19 protein-coding genes are annotated in these 26,055 nt (G+C 61.8%); 18 read left to right on the top strand and 1 reads right to left on the bottom strand.

Annotated elements, in window-relative coordinates; genetic code table 11:
* The first annotated feature begins 161 nt into the window (after nucleotides 1-161).
* The 17 genes from WDB88_RS07505 (at nucleotide 162) to rocF (ending at nucleotide 23,810) form a co-directional block, all read left to right on the top strand.
* Nucleotides 162-1,265: a TRAP transporter substrate-binding protein gene (locus WDB88_RS07505; protein WP_339107057.1), complete on the top strand. Its 1,104-nt coding sequence runs from the start codon at nucleotides 162-164 to the stop codon at nucleotides 1,263-1,265.
* Between the two features lie 215 nt (nucleotides 1,266-1,480).
* The gene (locus WDB88_RS07500) at nucleotides 1,481-2,755 is read left to right on the top strand and encodes a LysR substrate-binding domain-containing protein (protein WP_339107056.1); all 1,275 of its coding nucleotides are present in this window, start codon (nucleotides 1,481-1,483) and stop codon (nucleotides 2,753-2,755) included.
* 216 nt (nucleotides 2,756-2,971) lie between these two features.
* Nucleotides 2,972-4,078 (top strand): efflux RND transporter periplasmic adaptor subunit, encoded by a 1,107-nt coding sequence (locus tag WDB88_RS07495; protein ID WP_339107055.1) that lies wholly within the window; start codon nucleotides 2,972-2,974, stop codon nucleotides 4,076-4,078.
* On the top strand, nucleotides 4,075-5,214 hold the full coding sequence (locus tag WDB88_RS07490; protein ID WP_339107054.1) for an efflux RND transporter periplasmic adaptor subunit: 1,140 nt from the start codon (nucleotides 4,075-4,077) through the stop codon (nucleotides 5,212-5,214). Before WDB88_RS07495 ends, WDB88_RS07490 begins: the two co-directional genes overlap by 4 nt.
* Nucleotides 5,215-5,225: 11 nt before the next feature.
* A complete protein-coding gene (locus tag WDB88_RS07485) occupies nucleotides 5,226-8,276 on the top strand; it encodes an efflux RND transporter permease subunit (protein ID WP_339107053.1) in 3,051 nt (1,016 codons plus the stop codon).
* Between the two features lie 82 nt (nucleotides 8,277-8,358).
* Entirely contained in the window at nucleotides 8,359-9,090 is a 732-nt protein-coding gene (locus WDB88_RS07480) for an HAD-IA family hydrolase (RefSeq protein WP_339107052.1), read from the top strand.
* Nucleotides 9,087-10,049, top strand: a complete 963-nt coding sequence (locus WDB88_RS07475) for a sugar-binding transcriptional regulator (protein ID WP_339107051.1) — start codon at nucleotides 9,087-9,089, stop codon at nucleotides 10,047-10,049. The genes WDB88_RS07480 and WDB88_RS07475 overlap by 4 nt, the downstream gene beginning before the upstream one ends.
* A gap of 230 nt (nucleotides 10,050-10,279) precedes the next feature.
* Entirely contained in the window at nucleotides 10,280-11,599 is a 1,320-nt protein-coding gene (locus tag WDB88_RS07470) for a sugar ABC transporter substrate-binding protein (protein ID WP_339107050.1), read from the top strand.
* A 125-nt stretch (nucleotides 11,600-11,724) separates the two neighbouring features.
* Entirely contained in the window at nucleotides 11,725-12,597 is an 873-nt protein-coding gene (locus tag WDB88_RS07465) for a sugar ABC transporter permease (protein WP_330629630.1), read from the top strand.
* 1 nt (nucleotide 12,598) lies between these two features.
* Nucleotides 12,599-13,429, top strand: coding sequence for a carbohydrate ABC transporter permease (locus WDB88_RS07460; protein ID WP_330629631.1), 831 nt, complete (start codon nucleotides 12,599-12,601; stop codon nucleotides 13,427-13,429).
* 11 nt (nucleotides 13,430-13,440) lie between these two features.
* Nucleotides 13,441-14,448, top strand: a complete 1,008-nt coding sequence (locus WDB88_RS07455; protein WP_330629236.1) for an ABC transporter ATP-binding protein — start codon at nucleotides 13,441-13,443, stop codon at nucleotides 14,446-14,448.
* Nucleotides 14,449-14,529: 81 nt separating this feature from the next.
* Entirely contained in the window at nucleotides 14,530-15,996 is a 1,467-nt protein-coding gene (locus WDB88_RS07450) for a mannitol dehydrogenase family protein (protein WP_339107049.1), read from the top strand.
* 4 nt (nucleotides 15,997-16,000) lie between these two features.
* Complete coding sequence (xylB, locus tag WDB88_RS07445; protein WP_339109495.1) at nucleotides 16,001-17,446, top strand: xylulokinase; 1,446 nt, start codon at nucleotides 16,001-16,003, stop codon at nucleotides 17,444-17,446.
* Between the two features lie 22 nt (nucleotides 17,447-17,468).
* Nucleotides 17,469-18,398 (top strand): carbohydrate kinase, encoded by a 930-nt coding sequence (locus WDB88_RS07440; RefSeq protein WP_339107048.1) that lies wholly within the window; start codon nucleotides 17,469-17,471, stop codon nucleotides 18,396-18,398.
* Nucleotides 18,399-18,624: 226 nt separating this feature from the next.
* On the top strand, nucleotides 18,625-21,831 hold the full coding sequence (locus WDB88_RS07435; protein WP_339107047.1) for a chemotaxis protein CheB: 3,207 nt from the start codon (nucleotides 18,625-18,627) through the stop codon (nucleotides 21,829-21,831).
* 145 nt (nucleotides 21,832-21,976) lie between these two features.
* Nucleotides 21,977-22,660, top strand: coding sequence for a hypothetical protein (locus tag WDB88_RS07430; RefSeq protein WP_339107046.1), 684 nt, complete (start codon nucleotides 21,977-21,979; stop codon nucleotides 22,658-22,660).
* A gap of 211 nt (nucleotides 22,661-22,871) precedes the next feature.
* A complete protein-coding gene (gene rocF / locus WDB88_RS07425; RefSeq protein ID WP_339107045.1) occupies nucleotides 22,872-23,810 on the top strand; it encodes an arginase in 939 nt (312 codons plus the stop codon).
* A 52-nt stretch (nucleotides 23,811-23,862) separates the two neighbouring features.
* Here the strand turns inward: rocF and WDB88_RS07420 are convergent, their stop codons facing one another.
* Nucleotides 23,863-24,831: a bile acid:sodium symporter family protein gene (locus WDB88_RS07420; RefSeq protein WP_339107044.1), complete on the bottom strand. Its 969-nt coding sequence runs from the start codon at nucleotides 24,829-24,831 to the stop codon at nucleotides 23,863-23,865.
* 178 nt (nucleotides 24,832-25,009) lie between these two features.
* On the opposite strand from WDB88_RS07420, the gene WDB88_RS07415 reads away from it, so the two are divergent.
* Nucleotides 25,010-25,984, top strand: coding sequence for a class 1 fructose-bisphosphatase (locus WDB88_RS07415; protein ID WP_339107043.1), 975 nt, complete (start codon nucleotides 25,010-25,012; stop codon nucleotides 25,982-25,984).
* Nucleotides 25,985-26,055: the final 71 nt, after the last annotated feature.

Below are 26,055 nucleotides of genomic sequence, written 5' to 3'. Positions count from 1 at the left end.
AACCCGAGCCACCGGCTCGGGTTTTTTCTTGCGCGAGAGAGATCAAAAGCGCAAGCTCGGGCCAAGGAAATGCTGGACAAGCGGAATTGGTAAGGCAATATAGCCAAACAGGGTGACAAGAGGAGCGTCGCCCAGAGATTTTCTGACGGTTGGGAGGTAATATGGATCGTCGTTCGTTTATTCGCAAAGGTGCGCTGGGTGGTGTTGCGGCAGCAGGTGCCTCACTTGCAGCCCCCGCGATCGCACAGGAAGCGCCCACTCTGAACTGGCGCCTCACCTCGTCTTTCCCGAAATCGCTCGACACGATCTATGGTGGCGGTGCCACGATGGCAAAATATGTCGAAGAGATCACGGATGGCAAATTCAAGATTCAGGTTTTTGCCGCAGGTGAAATCGTCGGTGGTCTGCAGGCGCTTGATGCGGTGTCCAATGGCACGGTCGAAGCCTGCCACACCTGCTCGTACTATTTCTGGGGCAAGGACCCGACCTTTGCGCTGGGGACGGCTGTGCCGTTCAACCTCAACTCGCGCCAGCAGAACGCGTGGATGTATTACGGCGGCGGCATCGACCTGATGAACGAGTTCTACGCGAACTACAATGTCGTGGGCCTGCCGACCGGCAATACCGGTGCCCAGATGGGCGGCTGGTTCCGCAAGGAAATCAAGACGGTTGCGGATCTGAATGGTCTGAAGATGCGTCTAGGTGGCTTTGCGGGCAAGGTCATGGAAAAGCTCGGCGTCGTGCCGCAGCAGATCGCGGGTGGCGATATCTATGCCGCGCTTGAAAAAGGCACCATCGACGCGACCGAATGGGTCGGCCCCTATGATGACGAGAAGCTCGGCTTCGTGAAAGTGGCCCCCTATTACTACTATCCGGGCTGGTGGGAAGGTGGCGCCGTGCTGCACTCCTTCTTCAACAAAGAGAAATATGACGCCCTGCCCGAGGCCTACAAAGACGCGATCAAGGTGGCCTGTCAGGCAGCGAATGCCGATGTTCTGGCCTCCTACGACCAGAAAAACCCGACGGCACTGAAATCTCTGATCGGTCAGGGTGCGCAACTGCGTCCCTTCTCGGCAGAGGTTCTCAATGCCTGCTTCAACGCGGCGAAAGAGGTCTATACCGAGCTGAACGGCTCGAACGAGAACTTCAAGAAAGTCTATGAAAGCCAGGCGGCCTTCAAGAAAGACGCCTATCTCTGGGCGCAGCTGGCCGAATATAACTACGACACCTTCATGATGATCAAACAACGTGAAGGCGCGCTGTAATCCAGCCGCACAGATACACCGGAAGGCCCCGCAAATCTGCGGGGCCTTTTGCATTGGGATCAGCGCGCAGACAGCCTGACCGCACGGGACAGGGCAAAACGGGAGAGGGCAAAGGGCCTCAATAAAATCTAAACCACTCCGCTTCTATCGTGAAAGGAACTGCCATCGGGAGAAGGTGCAATGCAGCATAGGCGCGGCTCATTACGGGGGCTTGCATGATCCCCCCGCGCCTCACGGCGGACGGGCTGGCCGGACTGCTGCGGCTGGCGGCACAGGCCGGTGTGCAGGCGGGCAAGCAAAGCGCGCAATTCGGCACCCTTTTGCAGGAACTCGGCAAAAGCACGGCGGCCGCGCAGACGGGCTCCGGCACACAGTCTCCGTCGCAGCCCTCCACCGACCCCGCCACCGCAACCGCCACCGCAGCAAAACTTGCCGGAAGCGCCGCAGCTGCGACAAGTGGCAGCAATAGCGCCACCTCGCAGACGGCGACCCAGCCAGCACCGCCCCCCGTGACGCCGCAAATGCCCTCGCAGGCTTTGCCGAATGCGCAGACCGCCGCCCAGACAAGCACCGCGCAGGCCGCCAGCCAGAACGCCGCCGCATTGCCCGCACGGATGATGACAGACAGCCTGCAACCGGCGCTGATACAGGCCGCCCTACTGGCCACGCGCAATGCCACAACCAGCGCGGCAGAGCGACGGGCACAGGACCGCCTGCCGCTTTCCTCGCAACTTGGCTATGTCTCGCAGGAACGCCCCTTTCTGGGCGAACTCGGGCTGCCTTTGAACACGGTCAAGCAGGTCTATGGCCGCGATAGCGAATTCATCCGCCCCCTGACCGGCGATCCGCTTTTTGACGAGCCGGAGGCGCAGCCCAAACTGCCGCTCTGGATCGGAGCGATCCCGTCTTTCGCGGGCTGGCTTCTGCCCGAACTTCTGCGCGGGTTGCATGAGGTCTCGCCCCGATTGCTGCGCGGTGATCAGGGGCGCCTCCTGCACGCGCTGGACGAAGGACGCATAGAGGTGGCGCTGGTCCATGAGGCCAATCTGCCCGACACGCTGGCACAGATCCCGCTGGTCCCTTTCCAGCCTTGGGTTCTGCTGCCGCAAACCCACCCGCTTGCCACGCAGGACAGTCTCAAACCGCAGGATCTGGAGGGCGAGGCAATGATCGGCCTGTCGCTGCCCCCTGCACGCGACCTGTTCCCCAATATCCTGCGGGCCGAAGGCGTCGAGCCGCGGCTGGTGGAAGAATATCCCGACGACATCCAGATCCTGACCGCTGTGGCGCAGGAAAAGGGGTTTTCGCTGCGCGCCGCAAGCCCGCTCAGCCCGCCCGATCTCGCCGGTCACAAGATCGTCGCGCGGCGGCTGGAATTGCGCGCGGGGGCGGTCGATCAGGCGATACTGGTCTATCCGCTGGCCAGCGGACATTCCGTTGCGGCCGAACATTTCATCCAGCGCGCAAAAGCTCTGGCCGAAGCGCGATAAAAATCTAATCTTTCCCCCGAGATTGCCTTTTCTCCGAAAGAGGCTAATGTCCGCGCATCATTTGCGCAGACTTGCCACAGCATCGAAAGACCATCGGGCAAGCCATTGACAGGCCTGCACATTAGGGCCAGCACATTGAGGGCCAGCACATTGAGGGCCAGCCATTACCAGACAGCATCATCATGACGCTGGACCATCTATTGGAAAGGATCGGCGATGATCCGTCCTCGTTTCGGGGCCGCGCAAGGGCGCAAAACAACATATCTGTGGCTCGCAGCACTGCTATGCCTGACCACCCTACCGGCGCGGCCGCTTCAGGCGCAGCCGCCCGTCGCCGTTGAAATCACCCAGCCCCAGACCGTGCCAGCCCAGCATGATGTGCGTTTTATCGGCACGATCGAGGCCCCCGAAACCTATCCCGCCAGCTTCCGCTCGGGCGGGCGGATCACCCAGATGGCGGTGGATACCGGCGACCATGTCGCAAAAGGCGATATCATCGCCACGCTTGACCAGACAGCGGCGCAGGCCTCTCTGGATGCGGCCAAGGCCAGCCTGACCTCGGCGCAGGCCCAGCTGGACCAGACGCGACAGGCCCGCGACCGTGCACAAGGCCTGCTTGCCCGTGGCACCGGCACACAGGACGCGCTGGACGAGGCCACGCAGAATTTCCTGCAGGCGAAAGCCGGTTTCGATCAGGCCCAGGCCCAGCTTGAAACCGCACAGCAGGGCATGGACGATACCGTTTTACGCGCCATCGACAATGCCGTGATCACCGAACGCGCCGCCGAAATCGACGAGGTCGTCAGCGCCGGTCAGGAGGTGGTGATGCTGGCCAATGAAACGGCCCGCGAGGCGGTATTTCAGGCCCCCGACATCGCCGGACTGGCCGGTTTGGCAGGCCGCAGCATCACCGTTGAAAGCCCCGCCCAGACCACTCCGCTGAATGCCAAGATCACCGAAGTCTCGCCACAACTCAGCGATACCGGCACCGTGACCATCAAGGCCCGCATCGATGATGCCAGCGCCCAGCCGCCACGGATCGGCACGCTGATCACCGGCCAGATCTCGCTGCCGCAACCGCAGCGCCTTGCCCTGCCGTGGGATGCGCTGGTGAGCGGCCCCGAGGGCGATGCCGTCTGGGTGGTGGACCCGCAGAGCATGCAGATCCGCCTGACCCCCGTCGAGATCGCCGCCTATAGCACGACTCAGATCGAACTGGTGCCGTCTTCCGCGATCACTGCCGATATGAAGATCGTCGCAACCGGAGCCGATGGCCTGTTCGACGGCCAGACCGTGACAGAGACCCGCGGAGACAGCCAATGAGATATGCCGCTATCCTTCTGGGCTGCTGCCTTGCCCTGCCCGCCTTCGCACAGGACGCCTCAACACAGAGCGAGCCGACGCAGAGCGGGCCGGACACGGCCACACCACGCCCTGTCATCACCGAAATTCTGGGCGAGGTGCCCACCGGCCAGCGTGTCTTTTCGGGCATGGTCGACGCGCGCTACGAGACCTCGCTGGCCTTTCGCACGGGCGGGCGGGTGTCGCGCATCCATGTCGAGGCGGGCGACCGTGTCAAACAGGGCGATGTCATTGCCGAACTGGACCAGATCACACTAGAACAGGACCTGCGCGAGGCCAGGGCCGCAGTCGGGCAGGCGCAGGCCGCGCTTGATTATGCGCAGGCAAGCTATGATCGCGCCGCCACCTTGCGCAAACGCGGCGTGCTGGCGCAATCGGATTTCGAAACCGCCGAGGCAAGCCTTGCCGCAGCCAAGGCCCAGTTTGACAGCGCCCAGGCGCAGGAACGCCAGAGCACGCAGGCCGCAGGCTATGGCAAGCTGACGGCCCCTGCCGATGGCATCGTGCTCTCGCGCGCGATCGAGCCGGGGACATTGGTTTCGGCAGGCACCGAGGTGGTGACCTTTGCGCGCGGCGATGACCGTGAGGCGGTGATCGACATGCCGCAGGTTCTGGCCAGCACGCTGGAGCGCGACCAGAGCTTTACCGTCAGCCATCATTCCACCGATGTGCCCCAGATCAAGGCCAAGCTGCGACTGGTCGAGCCGGTCACCAATTCCAGCCTTGATACGATGCGCGCCCATCTGACCCTGATCGCGCCCAGCGAGGATTACCGTATCGGCTCGCTGGTATCGGCACGGCTGGATACCGGCAATGGCGAAATGCTGAGCATCCCCAAGGCGGCTCTTGTCGCGGGCACCCCGCCCAGCGTCTGGGTGGTGAGCGGCACCCCCCGCGTGCTGCACCGCACCACCATCACCACCGGCACCGATTACGGCAGCCGCATCGTGGTGACCCAAGGCCTGAAAAGCGGCGACGAGGTCGTGCTGCGCGGGCTTGACGCCTTGCAGGAAGGCGCGCGGGCCGGTCAGGGCCTGACCCTTGCGGGCGCGCCGCGCACCACCTCCCCAACGGCACAGGAAAGCACGACAAAATGAGGTCCGCAGATATGAAGTTCAATCTTTCGGACTGGGCGCTGCGCAACCGCTCTGTCATCTGGTTCCTGATGGTCATGTCGCTGGTGGCAGGCATCTTGGCCTTCAACTCGATGGGGCGCGAGGAAGACCCCAGCTTCACCATCCGCACGATGGTCGTGTCGGGCAGCATGCCCGGTGCCACCGCCGAAGAGACGATGGAACAGGTCACCGACCGGATCGAACGCAAGCTGGCCGAGATCGACGCGCTCGATGTCACCCGCTCGATCACCTATCCCGGTCAGGCGGTGATCTATGTCGATCTGCGCGACAGTATTCCCGATGACCAGATCCAGCCGACCTGGACCCGCGTGCGCGAGCTGATGTCGGATATCCGCGGCGATTTCCCCAGCGCGTTCCAAGGGTTTTCCTTCAATGACGATTTCGGGGATGTCTATGGCAATGTCTATGCCTTTACCGCCCCCGATTACAGCCCAGACGAGCTGAAGTCATGGGTGCGCAAGATCCGCGACGATGTCGAGCGGCTGGATCAGGCCGGTAAGGTCGACCTGATCGGCACCCGCGACCGTGTGGTGACCGTCGAATTCTCGACCCGCCGCCTGGCGGCACTGGGGCTGGATGCGCAAACCGTGCTCAACACGCTTTCCACCCAGAACCAGATCACCCCCACCGGCACGATCCAGACCCCGCAAGAGCAGATCGGATTGCGGCTTACCGGCGCATTCCCCGATGCCACGGCGCTGGCCCATGCGCCGCTGCGGGTGGATGACACCTTCTTCACCCTCTCCGATGTGGCCGAGGTAAAGGACGGCTATGACGACCCGCCCGCCTCGCTGATCCGCTACAAGGGGCAGCCTGCGGTGGGCCTAATCATCGGCATGCGCGAGGGCGGCAATATCCTGAATTTCGGCAAGAGCCTCGATGCGCTGATGGCGCAGGAAGTCGCCAAGCTGCCGATGGGGATCACCCTGCACAAGATCGCCGACCAGCCGACGGTGGTGCAGGATTCGGTGGGCCATTTCGTGCGGGCACTGGCCGAGGCGCTGGTGATCGTGCTGGCCGTCAGCTTCGTCTCGCTGGGCGTGCGCGCGGGATTTGTGGTGTCGCTGACCATTCCGCTGGTGCTGGCCGTGACCTTCCTGATCCTCGATCTGATGGGGATCACCCTGCAGCGGATCTCGCTCGGGGCGCTGATCATCGCGCTGGGGCTTCTGGTCGATGATGCGATGATCGCGATCGAAACCATGATCTCGCGGCTTGAGCGGGGCGAAAGCCGCACCAAGGCCGCCTCTTACGCGTGGACCGCCATTGCATGGCCCATGCTGACGGGCACGCTTGTCACGGTTGCGGGCTTCATTCCGATTGGCCTCAATGCCTCGCAGGCGGGCGAATATACCCGCTCGCTCTTCTATGTGATCGCCATATCCCTGCTGATCAGCTGGATCGTGGCCGTGCTTTTCGCGCCGGTTCTGGGCAAGACATTCCTGCCCGCCAAATGGAAGCACCAGACCCATGAGGCGGGCCGCCTGCGCCGCAGCTTCCACCGCGTTCTGGAAAAGGCGATGGTCCATCGCTGGATCACCATTCTCGCCACCGTGGGGCTGTTTGCCCTTTCGGTGCTGGGGCTTGGCCATGTCGAACAGCAGTTCTTCCCCTCTTCCGAACGCACCGAGCTGATAACCGATGTGACGCTGCGCGATGATGCGGGCTTCGAGGCAACCGATGCCGAGATCTCCCGCTTCGAGACATGGCTGAAAGCCCAGCCGGAGGTGGCATTCTGGACCGCCTATGTCGGCACCCCCGCTCCGCGTTTCGTGCTGACACTGGATGTGAAGCCCGCCGTTCCCAATGAGGGGCAGGTGGTGATCGAGACCAAAAGCCTGACCGACCGCGATAGCCTGCGGGCCAAAATCCGCAGCTATTCGGACAGCCGCGCGGGGGTGGAGTTCTACCCCAAACCGATCGAACTTGGCCCCCCCGTGGGCAAGCCCGTGCAATACCGGATTTCGGGCAGCGATTACACCACCCTGCTGGGCGAGGCCCGCAAACTGGCCGCGCTGATGGCAAAGGATGACCGCCTTTACGCCATCGACATGGATTGGGGGGCCCCTGCCCGTGTCGTGCGGCTGGACCTTGATCAGGCGCGGATGCGCCAGCTTGGCCTGACCCAGTCGGATGTGGCGCAGGTGCTGACCACGCTCTATTCCGGCACCACCATCACCAATCTGCGGCAGGGGATCGACCTGATCGAGGTGGAACTGCGGGGCCGCAAATCCGACCGTGACACGCTGGACGGGCTGAAAAGCCTGCAATTTGCCAATACCAGCGGCAAGCCCATCCCGCTGACCTCGATCGCGCATTTCGAATATGTCACCGAACCTCCGGTGATCCACTCGCGCGACCGTGTACCCACAATCACCGTGCGCGGCGCGATTGACGGCACAGCCCAGCCCGCCACAATCGTCAATGACCTCGCGCCGCAGATCGCGCGGTTTACCGCCGCTCTGCCCTTGGGCTACAGCTTGGAAATGGGCGGTTCGGTCGAGGAAAGCGGCAAATCGCAAGCTCCGATCATCGCGATCGTGCCCTTCATGGTGCTGATCATGCTGTCGCTGATCATGTTCCAGTTGCGCAGCTTCCGCCTGATGGTGGTCGTGCTGGCGGCGGCACCTCTGGGGCTGATCGGGGTGGTGGCCTCGATGCTGCCGCTCGGCGCGCCGATGGGCTTTGTGGCGCTTCTGGGGGTGCTGGCGCTGATCGGCATCCTGATCCGCAATTCGGTCATCCTGATTCAGGCCACCGAGGATCTGCGCGCCGAGGGCCATGACCGCTGGAGCGCGATCTGGCATGCCTCCGACCAGCGCGCCCGCCCGATCCTGCTGACCGCGGCGGCGGCCTCGCTGGCACTGATCCCGATTGCACGGCAGATCTTCTGGGGGCCGATGGCGATTGCCATGATGGGCGGGATTATCGCCGGTACGTTGATCACGCTGCTGTTCGTGCCCGCCCTCTATTGCGCGATCTTCCGCGTCAAGGCGCCTGCGCCCGAGCAAGGGGCGCGCTAGGTCCGCCTCCGCCGATCACGGCAGGGCTTGGCGAAACCGGCCCTGCCGCGCTATAGCGAGAAGACCAAAGAGGAGGAACCCGATGGCTGGCCCCGCGCTGGTGATCTTTGATTGCGATGGCGTCCTGATCGATTCCGAGGCGCTTTCGGCCTCTGTCTTCATGGAAGAGCTGGCCCTGCTGGGAATGGGGATCGACCTCGACTATTTCGCCCGCAACTGTCTGGGGCGCGCCTTTCCAAGCGTCCGTGCAAAGCTGGAACGCGATTTCGGACAAGCCCTCCCCGAGGGGTTCGAGGCACATTACCGCACCAAGCTGATGACCCGCTTCTCGCGCGATCTGAAGGTCATGCCCGAAGTTGTCGAGGCCATCCGTCGGCTGGACAGGCCCTATCATTTGGCCACCTCCTCGGCACCGGCACGGCTGGCGCAATCTCTGGCCATTACCGGCCTGAACACGCTCTTCGAGGGCCGCTGCTCTACGGCCTCCGAGGTCAGACGCGGCAAACCCGCCCCCGATCTGTTCCTGCATGTGGCCGCCCTTTACGATGTCGCACCGCAGGATTGTCTGGTAATCGAGGACTCGGAGGTGGGCATTGCGGGGGCCCGTGCAGCGGGCATGCGGGTCTGGCGCTTTCTGGGCGGGGCCCATCTTGCCCCTCTGGCCGCAGCCCTTCCCCAAACACCGCAGGACCCCGCTCTGCTGGGCGGGGCCGATCTGGCCTTTGACAGTTTCGCGCAGTTCACCGCATTGCTCTCGGCATGGCCCCTGCGGCCGCTTATCCAGTCCAGCCCCTTTTCCGGAGCCTCCAAATGATCCCGTCCGACCGCGTCAATGAAGCCGAAGCCAACCTTCTTGATCTTGCCGCCCGCGCGGCATGGCTTTCCTTTGTGGGCGGCATGACGCAGGACCAGATCGCGCTTGAACTGGGCATTTCGCGCCAGCGCGTCCAGCGGCTGGTGGCGCGGGCATCTGCCGAAGGGCTGATCCGCGTCAGGATCGATCACCCGATTGCCGAATGTCTGGAACTGGAACAAAGGCTGCGCGACCGCTACGGGCTGCTCTCCGCCCGCGTTGCGCCCTCGCTTTCGGCCACCGGCGACCCGAATGACGCGCTGGCCCCTTTTGCCGCCCCTCTGCTCGAGCGGTTTTTCACCGACCCCGCCCCCAAGCTGATCGCGCTTGGCACGGGCCGGACCCTGCGCATGATTGTCGAGCAGATGCAAAGCCTTGCGGGCGGCCATCACAAGCTGGTCTCGCTGATCGGCAACGTCGCCCCCGACGGCTCGGCCTCGCATTACGAAGTGATCGTGCGTCTGGCCGAAAAGGTCTCGGCACCGCATTTCCCGATGTCGATCCCTGTGGTTGCCGCCTCCGAGGCGGAACGCGATCTCTACCGCTCGCTGCCGCATGTCAAAGCCTCTATCGATCTGGCACTGCGCGCCGATTTCGCGATTGTCGGCATGGGGCAGATGGGGGCCGATGCGCCGCTTCTGATGGACGGGTTCATCACCCCAGAAGAGCATGCGGACTGGGTTCGCGCCGGAGCCATCGGCGAGATCGGCGGCCACGCTTTCAACGCCGAAGGGCAGTTTCTCGACCACCCGATGTCGCGGCGCATCGTGGGGGCACGGGTGCCTCATGGCGATATGCAGGTCCATTGCTTTGCCGCAGGCCAGAAGAAGCTTCCGGCCCTGACGGCGGCCCTCAAAGGCCGCCTGCTGAGCCATCTGGTGACAGATGAGCGCACCGCGAAAGCACTTCTTAACGATTGATTCCCATTCTACTCTGGCGCGAACCAGCCATTGCGTCCCCCTGACAAGGGCCGCATTCCTGCGCGGAAGGAGAGGATATGTTACCGCTATCACCAATTTGCGCACATCCAAGCGGCGTTTTGCGCATATCACCTTTCTCCCCAGCGCAATTCACACTTGACTCACAGCCCCGTTCATGAGCATTTGCCCATAGAGCGGATAATTGCTCGTTTGAATTTTGGGAGGAATTCATGACCATGACAATCCGTGCCCTTCTGGGTGCTTGCGCCCTTGGCGCGCTTGCCACAGCTGCTGCAGCCGAAACCACCATTACCGTCGCCACCGTGAACAACGGCGACATGGTGCGGATGCAAGGGCTGATGGACGACTTTTACGCCAAACATCCCGACATCAAGGTTGAGTGGGTGACGCTCGAGGAGAACATTCTCCGCCAGCGTGTCACGCAGGACATCGCCACCAATGGCGGCCAGTTCGACGTGATGACCATCGGCAATTACGAGGTTCCGATCTGGGCCCAACGTGATTGGCTGGTGCCGCTCAACGATCTTCCGGCAGATTATGATGCCGATGACCTGCTGCCCGCCATGCGCTCGGCGCTGTCGGTGGATGGTACGCTTTACGCGGTGCCGTTCTATGGCGAATCTGCGATGGTGATGTATCGCAAGGATCTGGCCGAGAAGGCCGGTGTGAGTATCCCTGACCAGCCGACCTGGAGCCAGATCAAGGACGCCGCCGCGAAGATGACCGATAAAGACAACGGCATCTATGGCATCTGTCTGCGCGGCAAGCCCGGCTGGGGCGAGAACATGGCCTTCATCTCGGCTATGGCAAACTCCTATGGTGGCCGCTGGTTCGATATGAACTGGGAGCCGGAATTCGATAGCGAGCCGTGGAAAGCCACGCTCACCGACTATCTCGACCTGATGACCAAATACGGCCCGCCCGGTGCGTCGTCCAACGGCTTCAACGAAAACCTGTCGCTCTTCCAGCAAGGCAAGTGTGGCATGTGGATCGATGCGACCGTCGCGGCAGGCTTCGTGACCGACCCTGAAGAGTCCACCGTGGCTGACAAGGTCGGCTATGCGGTCTTCCCGAACAAGGAAGGCGTCGACAATCACGGCAACTGGCTGTGGTCGTGGAACCTCGCCATTCCGGAAAGCTCGGCACATAAAGACGCGGCGAAAGCCTTCGTCGAATGGGCAACCTCGAAAGAGTACACCCAGATTGTGGCCGACAAGCAAGGCTGGCGCGCAGCCCCTCCCGGTACCCGGACCTCGCTCTACGAGAACCCCGATTATCTGGCTGCCGCGCCCTTCGCACAGCTGACCATCGACACGATTTCGAAGGCCACGCCCGAGAAACCGTCGGTGCAGGATGTGCCCTATGTCGGCGCACAATTCGTTTCGATCCCCGAATTCCAAGGGATCGGCACGGCTGTGGGCCAGATCTTCTCCGCCGCTCTGGCAGGCCAGATGGGGGCAGATCAGGCACTTCAATCCGCGCAGGCCTTGACCGAGCGTGAAATGAAGAAAGCCGGTTACGTCAAGTAATCCACCAACCGCAATTATAGCTGCGGGCAGGTCCCCCTGCCCGCATTGCGCTATACACCACGGCCCCGCAGCGCGGGACCGTGGACCTTCGACCCAAAATCCAACCAAGCGTGCCGAGGTAGCCCATGGCCACGAAGCATTCCCGCGCCGCTGCGAGGTTGATGATTTCTCCTGCCGTTATTCTTCTTCTCGGCTGGATGATCGTCCCTCTGGCGATGACGCTCTACTTCTCCTTCCTGCGATACAACCTTCTCATGCCCGGCATGGAAGAATGGACAGGCTTCCTCAATTACGAGTTCTTTGTCACGGATCCTGCCTTTATCACGGCGCTGCTTAACACCGTGTTACTGGTGGTGGGGGTTCTGGCAATCACCATCGTGGGGGGCATTCTTCTGGCGCTGCTGCTGGACCAGCCCTTCTTCGGGCAGGGGATCGTGCGCATTCTGGTGATCGCGCCGTTCTTCGTGATGCCCACCGTCTCGGCGCTGGTGTGGAAGAACATGTTCCTCAATCCGGTCAACGGGCTGTTTGCGCATATCGCGCATCTCTTCGGGCTTCCGGCCTATGATTTTCTGGCTCAGGCGCCGCTGGCCTCGATCATCGGGATCGTCTCGTGGCAATGGCTGCCCTTTGCGACGCTGATCCTGCTGACGGCCCTGCAATCGCTTGATCAGGAACAGCTGGAAGCGGCCGAGATGGACGGGGCCTCGAAACTGGCGCGGTTTTTCTACATCATGCTGCCGCACCTGTCGCGGGCGATCACCGTGGTGATCCTGATCCAGACCATCTTCCTGCTGTCGATCTTTGCCGAGATCCTGGTAACCACCAATGGCGGTCCGGGCGTGGCCTCGACCAACCTGACCTATATGATCTATGTGCAGTCGCTGCTGCAATTCGATGTCGGCGGCGGCTCGGCGGGCGGTGTCATCGCGATCATTCTGGCCAATATCGTTGCGATCTTCCTGATGCGGATGATCGGCAAGAATCTGGAGGCCTGAGATGTCCCGTATCGTCACTCCCCGCCGCAAGGCGCTGACCACCGTGCTTGCCTGGGCTGTGGGCATTGCGATCTTCTTCCCGATCCTGTGGATCTTCATCCTGTCGTTCAAGACGGAAGGGAATGCGATCGCCTCGCCGCTCAAGGTGCTCTTCTCGGGCTGGACGCTGGAAAGCTACCATACCGTGCTCGAACGCTCGAACTACCCGCTATTCTTCATGAATTCGGTCATCATCTCGGTCGGTTCGACCCTGCTGGCGCTGATCATCGCGGTGCCCGCCGCCTGGGCGATGGCCTTTGTGCCGGGCCGTCGGACCAAGGATATCCTGATGTGGATGCTGTCCACCAAGATGCTGCCGCCGGTGGGGGTTCTGGTGCCGATCTACCTGATCTTCCGCGATCTGGGACTGCTGGACAGCCGCATCGGTCTGGTCGTCGTGCTGACGCTGATCAACCTGCCGATCATCGTCTGGATGCTGTTCACCTATTTCAAGGAGATCCCCGGCGAGATCCTGGAGGCGGCGCGCATGGATGGCGCGGGGCTGAAGGAAGAGGTGCTTTACGTGCTGACGCCGATGGCGGTCCCGGGCATGGCCTCGACGGTGCTGCTCAACATCATCCTCGCCTGGAACGAGGCCTTCTGGACGCTCAACCTCACGGCTTCCAAAGCCGCGCCGCTGACGCAGTTCATCGCCTCCTATTCCTCGCCCGAGGGCCTCTTCTACGCAAAACTCTCTGCCGCCTCGATCATGGCCATCGCGCCGATCCTGATCATGGGCTGGTTCAGCCAGAAACAACTTGTCCGCGGCCTGACCTTCGGCGCGGTGAAATAAGGACATAAGTCATGGGACAAATCACTCTGAAGGGCGTGCGCAAGACCTTTGGCGAAGTCGAAGTCATTCCGCCGCTGGATCTGGATATCAAGGACGGCGAATTCGTGGTCTTCGTGGGCCCGTCGGGCTGCGGCAAATCCACCCTGCTGCGTCTGATCGCGGGGCTCGAGGATCTTTCGGGCGGGCAGATCATGATCGACGGCACGGATGCCACCGAGGCCCCCCCCGCCAAGCGCGGCCTCGCGATGGTGTTCCAGAGCTACGCGCTTTACCCGCATATGTCGGTGAAGAAAAACATCGCCTTCCCGATGAAGATGGCCGGTGTGCCCACCGACGAGCAAGAGCGCCGCATCGCATCGGCGGCCGAGGCGCTCAACCTCACCGATTACCTGCACCGCAAGCCCGGCCAGCTCTCGGGCGGCCAGCGCCAGCGGGTGGCCATCGGGCGGGCTATCGTGCGCGAACCGGCCGCCTTCCTGTTTGACGAGCCGCTCTCGAACCTTGACGCGGCGTTGCGGGTGAACATGCGCCTCGAGATCTCGGAGCTGCATCAGAAGCTCAAGACCACGATGATCTATGTGACCCATGATCAGGTCGAGGCGATGACCATGGCCGACAAGATCGTGGTGCTGCGCGCAGGCCGCATCGAGCAGGTGGGCAGCCCGCTCGATCTCTACCGCAACCCCGATAACCGCTTTGTCGCGGGCTTCATCGGCAGCCCCAAGATGAACTTCATCGAAGGCGAGCGCGCCGCGGCCCGCGGGGCCCATGCCATCGGCATCCGCCCCGAGCATATCGACCTCTCGACCACGCCGGTCGACGGCGCGATCGAGGGTCTGGTTGGCGTCTCCGAGCACCTTGGTTCGGACACCTATGCCCATGTGCAGGTCGAAGGCATCGGCCAGTTCAACGTCCGCGTCTCGGGCGAGGTCGATGTCCATGCCGGCGACACCGTCTGGCTCACCCCCCAAGAGCATAACATCCACCGCTTCGACGAAAACGGTAAAGCGATCCGGTAAACCACTCTGGCAGGGGCTGGCGCCCCTGCCCCTTGCGCCCCCTTTCAGGTGGCCCCCACTCCATTTCAGATAGGTGCCACCATGGTACAGCTTTCCAACGCCACTCTGTCGCAACTGCCCGAGGCCGTTAAGCGCCCCAGCTACGACCGCAGCAAACTGACCCCCGGCATTGTGCATATCGGTCTGGGCAATTTCCACCGCGCCCACCAGTCGTGGTATCTGCACCGGCTGATGGAAGCGGGCCTTGCCCATGACTGGGCGATCATCGGCGCGGGCGTGCGTGCCCCCGATGCGGCCATGCGCGACCGTTTGCTGGCGCAGGATTGTCTGACCACGCTGATCGAGCTGGACCCCAAAGGCCAGTCGGCCGAGGTCGTGGGCTCGATGATCGACTATATTCCGATCGAGGACGGCAATGGCGCGCTGATCAAGGCGATGACCGATCCGCAGATCCGCATCGTGGCGCTGACCGTCACCGAGGGCGGGTATTTCATCGACCCCGCCACCAAAGGCTTTGACGCCAAGCACCCCGATATTCTGCATGACGCCGCCAATCCCGAGACGCCGAAGACCGCCTTCGGGGCCATCGTGGCCGCGCTGAAAATCCGCCGTGACACGGGCGTCGGCCCCTTTACCGGCCAGTGCTGCGACAACCTTCAGGGCAATGGCGCGATCCTGCGTCAGACCGTGGTGTCGCTGGCGCGTCTGTCGGACCCCGAGCTGGCCGACTGGATCGATGCCAACTGCACCTTCCCCAACGCAATGGTCGATTGCATCGTCCCCGCCACCGGCCCGAAAGAGCTGGAACTGGTGCGCTCGATCGGCATCGAGGATAACTGCCCCGTCACCCACGAGAACTTCCGCCAATGGGTGATCGAGGACAACTTCTGCGCGGGCCGCCCCGATTGGGACAAAGCGGGCGCGACCTTCTCGGATGATGTGCACAGCTTCGAGACCATGAAGATCCGCATTCTCAATGGTGGCCATCAGGTCATTTCGGATGTGGGCGAAGTGCTTTCGGTTGCACATATTTCCGAATGTATGGACCATCCCAAGATCCACGCGTTCTACCGCAAGGTGGAGACCGAAGAGATCATGCCGCATGTGCATGCCGTGCCCGGCATGACGCCCGAAGGCTATGTCGCCCTGATCGAGGCGCGTTTCTCGAACCCGATGATTGTCGACACCACCCGTCGTGTGGCCTTTGACGGGTCGTCACGCCATCCGGGCTTCATCCTGCCTTCGGTGCGCGAATGCCTCGAGAAGGGCCTGACCGTCGAGGGTCTGGCGCTCGTCTCGGCGGCTTGGGCGCGCTACTGCACCGGCATCCGTGAGGATGGCACGGTCGTCGAACCCAATGACCCCTTCTGGGCGGACCTGCAAATCCGCGCCTTGGCTGCCAAAGAGAACCCGCAGGAATGGCTGGAAAACCGCCTTCTATATGGCGAACTGGCCGATGATGCGCGCTTTGCCGAGCCCTTCGCGAAATGGCTGACGATGATCCATGCGCAGGGCCTTGAAGCCGCGCTTGACGCCTATCTGGCCTGATCCGATGTATCTGGGCATCGATCTTGGCACATCGGGTCTGCGCGCGCTTCTGATTGATGATCAGGGGCGCGCCATTGGTTCGTCGGAGGCGCATTATAGCGCCGTGCATCCCCATACCGGCTGGTCCGAACAGGACCCCGCCGAATGGATTGCGGCGTTGGAAAAGGCCGTTGCGCACCTGCGCGCCAGCCATCCGGAATTTGCAGCCCTCAAGGGTATCGGTGTTGCGGGCCATATGCATGGTGCGACGCTGCTGGATGCCGAGAATAACGTTCTGCGGCCCTGTATTCTTTGGAACGACACCCGCAGCCATACCGAGGCCGCGGCGCTGGATCACCTGCCGGTTTTCCGCGAGATTTCCGCCAATATCGTCTTTCCGGGCTTTACCGCGCCCAAGTTGATGTGGGTGGCCAAACATGAACCCGAGATCTTTGCCAAGGTTGCAAAGGTCCTGCTGCCTGCGGCCTATCTCAACTGGTATCTGACGGGCGCGCATGTGGCCGATATGTCCGATAGCGCGGGCACCAGCTGGCTGGATGTGGGCGCGCGTGACTGGTCAAGCCGCCTGCTCAGCGCAAGCCATATGCGCAAGGACCAGATGCCGCGTCTGGTCGAGGGCTCCGCCCCCGCCGGACAGTTGCGCGCCGATCTGGCGCAGGCGTGGGGCGTGGGCGATGTCACCGTGGCAGGCGGCGCGGGCGATAATGCCGCCGCCGCTTGCGGGATCGGTGCATTGACCGAAGGCCAGGGCTTTGTGTCGCTGGGCACATCGGGCGTTCTGCTGGCCGCGCGTGACGGCTTTGCCCCCGCGCCCGAGACGGCGCTGCACACGTTCTGCCATGCGGTGCCTGACCGCTGGTACCAGATGGGCGTGATGCTTTCGGCCACCGACAGCCTCAACTGGCTGGCCTCGATCACCGGCAAATCCCCGCGCGAGCTGGTGGAGCCGCTGGGCGAGACCTTGCCCCCTCCGGGGCGGGTGCGTTTCCTGCCCTATCTCTCGGGCGAGCGCACCCCGCATAATGACGCCGCCATCCGTGGCAGTTTCACGGGGCTGGGCACCGATACAACCGTCAATGACATGGTGCTGGCCGTGCTGACCGGCGTGGCCTTCGGGCTGCGCGACAGCGCCGAGGCATTACGCGCCACAGGTGCCCAACTGGGCCAGCTTTTCGCCATCGGCGGCGGCTCGGCCTCGGCGCTCTGGCTCAAACTGATTGCGACGGTGCTGGATCTGCCTTTGGCCAAACCCGAAGCCGGTGAATTCGGGGCGGCCCTCGGGGCTGCGCGCCTTGGTCAGGTTGCGGCGACAGGCGCGGACCCTGCACGGATCATGACACCGCCGCCCATTGGCGCAGTCATCGCACCGCAAGCCGATCTGGTCCCCGCCTATGACGATGCCTATCGCGCCTTCCGCGCGGCCTATCCGGCCATCCGTGCCATCCAGTAACGTTCTCACTAAGGACAAAGCGATGATTTTATGTGCTGGTGAAGCCCTCATCGACATGATCCCCACCCCGACCGTCTCGGGCGGCGATGGGTTTGTTCCCCATAATGGCGGGGCGGTGTTCAACACCGCGATCGCCTTGGGGCGGCTTGGACAGACGGCAGGGATGCTGACCGGACTGTCGAGCGATCTTTTCGGGCAGCAGCTTGATCAGGGGCTGCGCGACAGTCAGGTGGACACCCAGCTCTGCATCCGCAGCGACAGGCCAACTACGCTGGCCTTCGTCAAGCTGGTCGACGGACATGCAAGCTATGTCTTCTACGACGAGAATTCGGCGGGACGCATGCTGACCGAAGCCGATCTGCCGCCCCTGCCCGACAGCGTGAACGCGCTCTATTTTGGCGGGATCTCTCTGGCTTGCGAACCGGGGGCCGATGCCTATGCCGCCCTTCTGGCCCGCAACCATACCAACCGCGCGGTGATGATCGACCCCAATATCCGCCCCGGTTTCATCCGTGACGCGGCGCGCTATCGGGCACGGCTTGGCGCGATGCTGGCCCAATCCGATATCGTGAAAGTCTCCGACGAGGATCTCGACTGGATCCTCCCCGGCGCGCAGACATTGCCCCAGAAGGCACAGGCGCTGCAGGCCAGCGGCCCTGCCGTGGTGATCGTGACACGCGGGGCGCAAGGGGCCAGCGCGTGGCTTGCGGATGGCACCGAGGTCAGCATTGCCGCCGAGCGGGTCACCGTGATCGATACGGTCGGTGCGGGAGATACGTTCAACGCGGGCATTCTGGCGAAGCTGTCGGAACTGGGCCTGCTGGAGAAACCCCAGCTGCGCCGTCTTGCGCCGGACGATATGCGCCGCGTTCTGGCCTTCGGGGCGAAAGTCGCGGCCGTCACCGTCTCGCGCGCGGGGGCCAACCCGCCTTGGGCTGTGGAACTGGCCTGACAGGGTGTGACCACATCAGGCAGCCCGCAACGGAACAGCCACAAAGAGGCGGCTGCCGTCTTTTGAACCAGATGCCTACGACGCGAAGTAGTTTTACTATTTCGCGTCATTCTTTTTGGACAGATCAGATAATTGCTTCTATATCACAAATATAAGGATTTATTCTTTCAAGCTTTTCGCCTTACGGTGCACTGCCCATCGGGCACCATTCTCGGGAGAACATGACGTGACAAGCGATGCGAAAACCCCCGCTTACATCGTGGGGATCGCCGCGTCCGCAGGCGGGCTTGAAGCCACATCCCTGCTGGCACAGAACCTGCCCAAATCGCTTGATGTGGCCTATGTGCTGGCCCAGCATATGTCGCCCAGCCATAAATCCATGCTGGTGCAGCTTCTGGCGCGTGAAACCAGCCTTGCCGTGGTCGAGATCGAAGAACGTGTGGTGCCTGCGGCCAATACCATCCACATCCCGCCGCCCGGCCATGACGTCGTTCTGGAAGATGGCGAGTTTGTGCTGCGCAACCCCGAAGGGCATCCGGCGGCCCCCAAACCCTCGGCAGACCGGCTGTTCAAATCCATAGCCTCAGAAGTGGGCGAACGTTCGGTGGGTATCGTGCTGTCGGGCACGGGATCGGATGGCAGCTACGGGGTGCAGGCCATCCGCGAGGCGGGCGGGATCACCATCGCGCAGGAACCTTCAAGCTCCAAATACGATTCCATGCCGGTGTCGGCCATCCGCACCGGCTGTGTGGACCTGACGCTGACACCGCAGCAGATGGGCCAGCATCTGGCCATGATCCTTGCCCAGCCGCGTGATCTGGAAAGCCTCAAGGATATCAACGAACACACCGGCAAGAATTCGGATCTGTTCCAGATCCTGCTGGGCCATACGCTGGTCGATTTCCGCCAGTATAAGGAAAGCACGATCAACCGCCGCATCCATCGCCGGATGATCGCCAAGGGCATCGAGAATTACGCCGATTACGTCGAACTCTGCCGCCGGTCGGTAGACGAGGTCGAGGCGCTTTATCGCGACCTGCTGATCTCGGTCACCAATTTCTTCCGCGATCCCGACCAGTTTCTGGCGCTGCGCGATGCGATTACCAAGAAGGTCTCCGATGGCGCGCAAGAGCCGCTGCGGGTCTGGATTGCGGGCTGCGCCACCGGCGAGGAGGCCTATTCGATTGCCATCCTCATCGTCGAGGCCTTGGGCGGGCTGGCAAAGGTCGAAAAGGACAAGCTGCAGATCTTTGCCACTGATATCGATGACCGTGCCTTGGCCATCGGTCGGCGCGGGCAATATCCGGCCTCTGCCGTCACCGATATTCCGCAGGAATATCTGTCGCGCTATTTCGATCTGGCCGAAGATCATGTCGTGGTGAAATCGAAGCTGCGCAGCTTCGTCATGTTCTCGCGCCATAACGTCTTTCAGGATGCGCCCTTCATGTCGATCGACCTCGTGTCGATCCGTAACGTGCTGATCTATTTCGAACCCAAGCTGCAGGAACGGGTGCTGACGCGGATCCAGTATGCGCTCAAACAGGACGGTCTGCTGTTTCTGGGCACATCCGAGACGACCGGCGCGCTGGAAAGCTTCTTCGTGCCGCTCAGCCAGCATGGAAAGATCCTGCGCAAACGCTCCACAAGGCTGAATTCGGCAGCCCCTGCCCTGAACGGCTCGCTGCCGCCTGCCAATCATCTGCGCGCCGCGTCGCCTGCAAGCTACCGCAATGCACCGACGCCTCCCAATGACTGGTGGCGTTTCGATGCGCTGGCGAAATCCGTGGTGCGCAATGGCTTCCTGACCAATCGCGACCGCGCCGTGCTGAAAATCTATGGCGATATCGCCCCCTTCGTGGAAATGCGCACCCCCATTCATGGCGGCATGACGCTGGATGTGCTGCAAAAGGCGCTGGCCTATGAGGCCAATTCCATGGTGCTGGTCGCGCTCAAGCAGCGTGAGGCACGGTCGGGCCAATGGCATCAGGTGGACGGGCGCGACTTCAATACCGTGCGGATGACCGCGTGGCCGATCATCGACGACAAGGCCGAGGAGCCGGTGGTGCTGATCGGTTTCGAGACCGAGATGCGCTCGGAGCCCGACCCCGAGAATATCGAGCGTTCGGATTACCTGAACTATCTCGAAACAGAGCTGTCGCGCACCCGCGACACGCTACAGATCACGATAGAGCAGCTCCAGACCTCGAACGAGGAACTGCAATCGCTGAACGAAGAGCTGCAATCCTCGAACGAGGAGCTGCAATCCACGAATGAGGAGCTGGAGACCTCGAACGAGGAGCTGCAATCCACGAATGAGGAGCTGATCACCGTCAACGAGGAGCTGCTGGTCAATACCGGCCAGCTCGAACGCACCTCGGCCGAGCTGAACGGGCTGATCAAGGGTCTGCCCACGGTGATGATGATGCTTGATCAGGGGCTATTGATCCGCCATGCCAGTCAGTCGGCCACACGGACCTTCGAGATCCGCGAGCGTGGCCATTCGCTGGGCCATCTGTCGCAATGCTACATCCCCAACGGCTACCCGCCGCTTGTCGATATCTGTTCGCAGGCGCTTCTGGACCGCCGCCCGCATTACCGGCAGTTCGAGATTGACGATTACTGCCATTCGCTGACCGTTTCGCCGCTGGTCACCGAAAATGACGGATTGATCGGGCTGATCGTGCTGATCACCTCGGTCGATATGACGGTGGATTCCCTGCTGAACCAGACCTTGCGCAAATTCTCGAATATCGGGACATGGCGCGTCAATCTGGCAACCGAAGAGGTCAGCTGGTCGGAAGAGACCTATGCCATCCACGGCATGATGCCCGATAAGGCCAAGCGGAAAATGGATGAGGCGGTCAATTACTACCATCCCGACGACCGCGATATCGTCAAATCCGCCATCGAGAGCGCACTCAACCGCAATGAACCCTTCCACTTCTTCGCCCGCCTCAAACGCAGGGACGGCGCGACGGTTGTGGTGGAAAGCTCTGGCTCGGCGGTGCGGAACGAGGTGGGCGAACCCATCGCGCTGATCGGGGTCTGCCGTGATTTCTCGCGCATCCAGAACGAGAACCTTCTGGTGCGCCATTATGACGAGATCACCACCGAACAGCATATGGGCTTCTTCTCGATCGATATCATCAACAACCTGCATTACTGGAATCCGGTGCTGATCGAGATGATGGATGTCGCCTCCGAGGGCGACCAGTCTCTGGACCGGCTGATTTCGCATCTGCCGTCGGACCGCCAGACCCTGCTGCGCAAGACGCTTCAGGACGCGATCCAGCAGCGCCGGCCCTTCTGCGTCGACGAGACACTGATCCTGCGGCATGGTGCATCCCGCAAATGCCAGATCCGCGGCAATGTCGAGTGCAATGCCAGCAATCAGGTCACGCATCTTTACGGGTCGATCAGGGTCATCGACTAGGCGGTTTTTTGCGCGGGCTGGCGGTTTTCAGGAAATTGAAACCAACGTGACCAAAAGCCCGCTCATAATTAAGACCTTATTAACGATTACAACCAGATGATGTTTCCAAGAACAAATACTCCATTGACCGAAAGGATACCCGAAAATGGGTGCGGACGGGCAGCACAGCCATCATGAGTATGGAATAGTTACACTCCACCTCCTCCGTGACGATGCCACCGGCGCATGGTTTGCCGAGCGGATCGAAATGAATCTGGACAACATGCGCAACCAGATCACGTTCCGCCAGCCTGAACCGCTGGCGGGTGCGTTTACCTCCCCTTTTGCAGAGGCTTTGATCCATTATCTTCCCCAGAATGGTGATTTCTCTGTCTCGACCAATTCCCACAACCTGATCGAGATCCCCGGTCTTGTGTTGGGCGGGATGCGGATTATCGCGCAGCGCAATGTCAACGGTTTGCAGCGCGTGGCGGTGCGGTTCCGCAATGTCATTGGCGAGTTTCAGGCGGTCTTGTCGATCAAGTATCGCAGCGAAGGCCAGACACTGACCACGCTGGAAAAAGGCGCGACCGATGCGTTGTTGTCGCTGCTGATCCCCTGCCTTGATCTTGCGCATGTCGAGCTTGACACATTCGCCGATGCTGACCTGCCGTTCAAAGTGGCGCTGCGGTTGCAGACCCTGACGCAGAAAAAAGAGGATCTGGCCTTTTTTACCCATATGCTGCGGCGCTATGTGGAAAATACTCCGCAGATGCTGGCGGTGGATTATCTCTCGCAGCTTCCCGCCCATCAGGAAGACCCCGCCATCAAGCTTGTCGCCAATAGCTAAGTCCCCCCGATCCGGGCCACGTTTTCCAGTATCCCTGTTTCCAGTATCCGGCCCGTGATCGTTGATCGCAGGGCTTTTTGTGTTTCGATGCAAGGCATTAACCTTAAATGCATCCGGCACAGCACGGCATATCCCCGCCGGCCGCCTGTGGGGGCTTCCCTTCCCGCCCGTTCGGCGCGACAGTAAGAGACCAACAAGGCGGAGGGACATCATGAGCGGTACCACGACTATCCTGATCGGCGCGCCCGTCGATTGCGGCAAACGCGGCAAGGGCTGCCTGATGGGGCCCGACGCCTATCGCGTGGCAGGGATCAAGGAGATCCTGACCGAACTGGGGCGCGACATACGCGATCTGGGCAATCTCGCCCCCGGCCCCCTGCCCGAGGTCACCCCCGATAATGACCGCATCCATGCTATGGCGGAAACCGTCGCATGGACCCGCACCCTGATGCAGGCCGGACGCGATGCGGCCAAGCTGGGCTTTCCGATTTTCATGGGCGGCGATCACGCGCTGGCTATGGGCTCTGTCGCAGGGATGATCCAGCATGCGGCCGATCTGGGGCGGCCCTTCTATCTGCTCTGGCTCGATGCCCATTCCGATTTCCATACGCCGCAGAGTTCGGGATCGGGCAATCTGCATGGCACGCCGGTCGCCTATCTGACGGGGCGCGACGGGTTCGCGGGGTTTCCCACGCTCGACCACTATCTCGAACCGTCGCATACCTGCATGATCGGTCTGCGCTCTGTCGATCCGGCAGAACGGGTCGCGCTGAAGAAAAGCCCCGTGCGCCGCTATGACATGCGTGCCATCGACGAAACCGGCATCGCCCGACCGCTGGGCGATTTTCTGGCCGAGGTGGAGGCGGCGAACGGCATGCTGCATGTCTCGCTGGATGTCGATTTTCTCGACCCCTCGATCGCTCCCGCTGTGGGCACCACCGTGCCGGGGGGCGCGACATTCCGCGAGGCGCATCTGGTGATGGAAATGCTGCATGACAGCGGGCTGGTCACCTCGCTCGATCTGGTCGAGCTGAACCCGTTCATGGACGAACGCGGCAAGACGGCGCAGCTCATGGTGGATCTGACCGCCTCGCTCTTCGGGCGTTCGGTCTTTGACCGGCCCACGCTCAACCACGCGCGCCGGTTCTAATGCAAAAGCCCCGGCCTGACGACCGGGGCCCTGTCCCTGAGGCGCGCAAGGGTCAGCGCCCGTTTGCGTCCGTCATGACCTCCGATACGGCAGGGGTCTCGGTGAACCGTGCCATGATATTGGCCACCAGCGCCCCCGAGATATTGTGCCAGACCGAAAACATCGCCGAAGGCACCGCCGCCAGCGGCGAGAAATAGGCGGTGGCCAATGCGGCCCCGAGCCCCGAATTCTGCATACCGACCTCGATGGCAATCGCTTTGCGGCGGGCAAGGCTGAGCCCTGTCAGACGGCCCGCCAGATAGCCGATCAGATAGCCCAGCAGGTTATGCACGACAACCACGCCGAAAATCATCACACCCGACTGGACGATGGCCCCTTTCGAGGCCGCAACCACGGCCGCCACAATCAGCACGATCCCCATGACCGAAACCAGCGGCAGCGCGGGAATGGCGGCCTTGACCAGCTTGGGCAGGAATTTCTGCGCGATAATCCCCAGCACCAGCGGCAAGATCACCATTTTCAGGATCGAGACAAACATCGCCATCCCGTCCACCGGCAGATGGGTCGATGCGAAGGTCCATACGAGGAACGGCGTCACCACCGGCGCCAGCAGGGTCGTGACCGAGGTACAGGCCACAGAAAGCGCCAGATCACCTTTGGCAAGATAAGTCATCACATTCGAGGAGGTGCCGCCCGGGCAGCACCCGACCAGAATGACCCCCGCCGCCACTTCGGGGGCCATCGGTACGATCATCGTCAGTGCCACGGCGATCAGCGGCATGATAACGAATTGCGAGACCACCCCGATGGCCACCTGCACGGGGCGTTTGGCGACCTCGGCAAAATCCTGTGCCGAGATGGTCAGCCCCATTCCGAACATGATAAGCCCCAGCAGCGGGACGATCAGCCCTTTGAGCTGTACGAAAATATCGGGAAAGGCAAAGCCAAGACCTGCAAAAAGCACGGTCCAGAACGCGAATGTCCGCCCGACAAATTGCGAAAATGCGGCGATTGATTTCATTTTTTCCCTCAAAATCGTAACATGATTTCTTCTGCATGATCGCGCGGATACTCACCCCGCTTATGAAACACAAGACATTCTCCCCGAAAAACACAATTTGCCGAATATCCTCGGGAAAACTCCGATGACATTCTCGCGCAAGACGGGCAAAACAGAGACATACATAAAGGAGATTTCCATGCTCATCCTCCCCGATGACAGCACGCATGATTACCCGCTTCTGGAGACGCTGGTTGAAGATGATGATCTGGGCCAGATCGTGCTCCGACTTGCCCGTGCAATGGTGCCGCTGGCGGGGCGCTTGGCGGCAGGCAAGCTGCCCGGTGATCCTGCGGCGCTGGTCGGCCAGAATGACAGCGGGGATGCGCAAAAAGCACTGGATGTCGGGGCGCATGAGCATGTGCTGGCGGCGCTCGAGGGCAGCAATATCCGCCATGTCCTGTCAGAAGAGGCCGCAGCCCCCGTCTGTCTGGACCCCGAGGGCGATTGGGATCTGGTGATTGACCCGATTGACGGTTCCGGCTCCATCGGTATCGGGGCACCTTTGGGGATGCTGTTTGCGCTTTATCCCGCAGGCACGGGCGATTTTCTGCGGGCAGGCAATGAAGCTGTCGCGGCGGGCTATGCGTCTTTCGGCCATTCGCTGGATTTCGGCTACTCCTTGGGCGATGGCGTACATATCGCCACCTATGATGCGCAATCGCAGGCCTTCCATGTGACACTCGCCAAGGTGATGCTGCCCGAACAGGCCAAGATCATCGCCTATAACGCCTCCAACGAACGTCACTGGTCGGCGGGGTTGCAGGCCTATATCCACGATCTGCGCTTGGGGAAGACCGGCCCGCGCGCGCGGGATTTCAACATGCGCTGGCTGGCGGCGGCTGTGGGCGAGCTCCATCGCATCCTCTTGAAAGGCGGTGCTTTTCTTTATCCGCAGGATGCGCGCAAGGGCTATGAGAATGGCCGCTTGCGCCTGACCTACGAGGCCGTGCCAATCGCCTTTTTGATCGAACAGGCCGGAGGTCGGGCCAGCACGGGCCAGCAGCGCATTCTGGATCTCGTTCCGACAGAGCTGCATGAATTTGTCCCGCTGATCTTCGGAGCGGCGGAAGAGGTCGGGGTGATCGAAGACTATATCGCCCGAAATAGCTGACTTTTGTCAGGTAACGCATTTCTTGCGATCCGAGGATAATCGCCGCATGATCTCCCATATATTATGGGGGA

The sequence above is a fragment of the Thioclava sp. GXIMD4216 genome (assembly GCF_037949285.1).
GTDB classification, from domain to species: domain Bacteria; phylum Pseudomonadota; class Alphaproteobacteria; order Rhodobacterales; family Rhodobacteraceae; genus Thioclava; species Thioclava litoralis.
The sequence above is the reverse complement of the archived record's forward strand: the minus strand, read 5'-3'. Positions and strand labels throughout refer to the sequence as shown.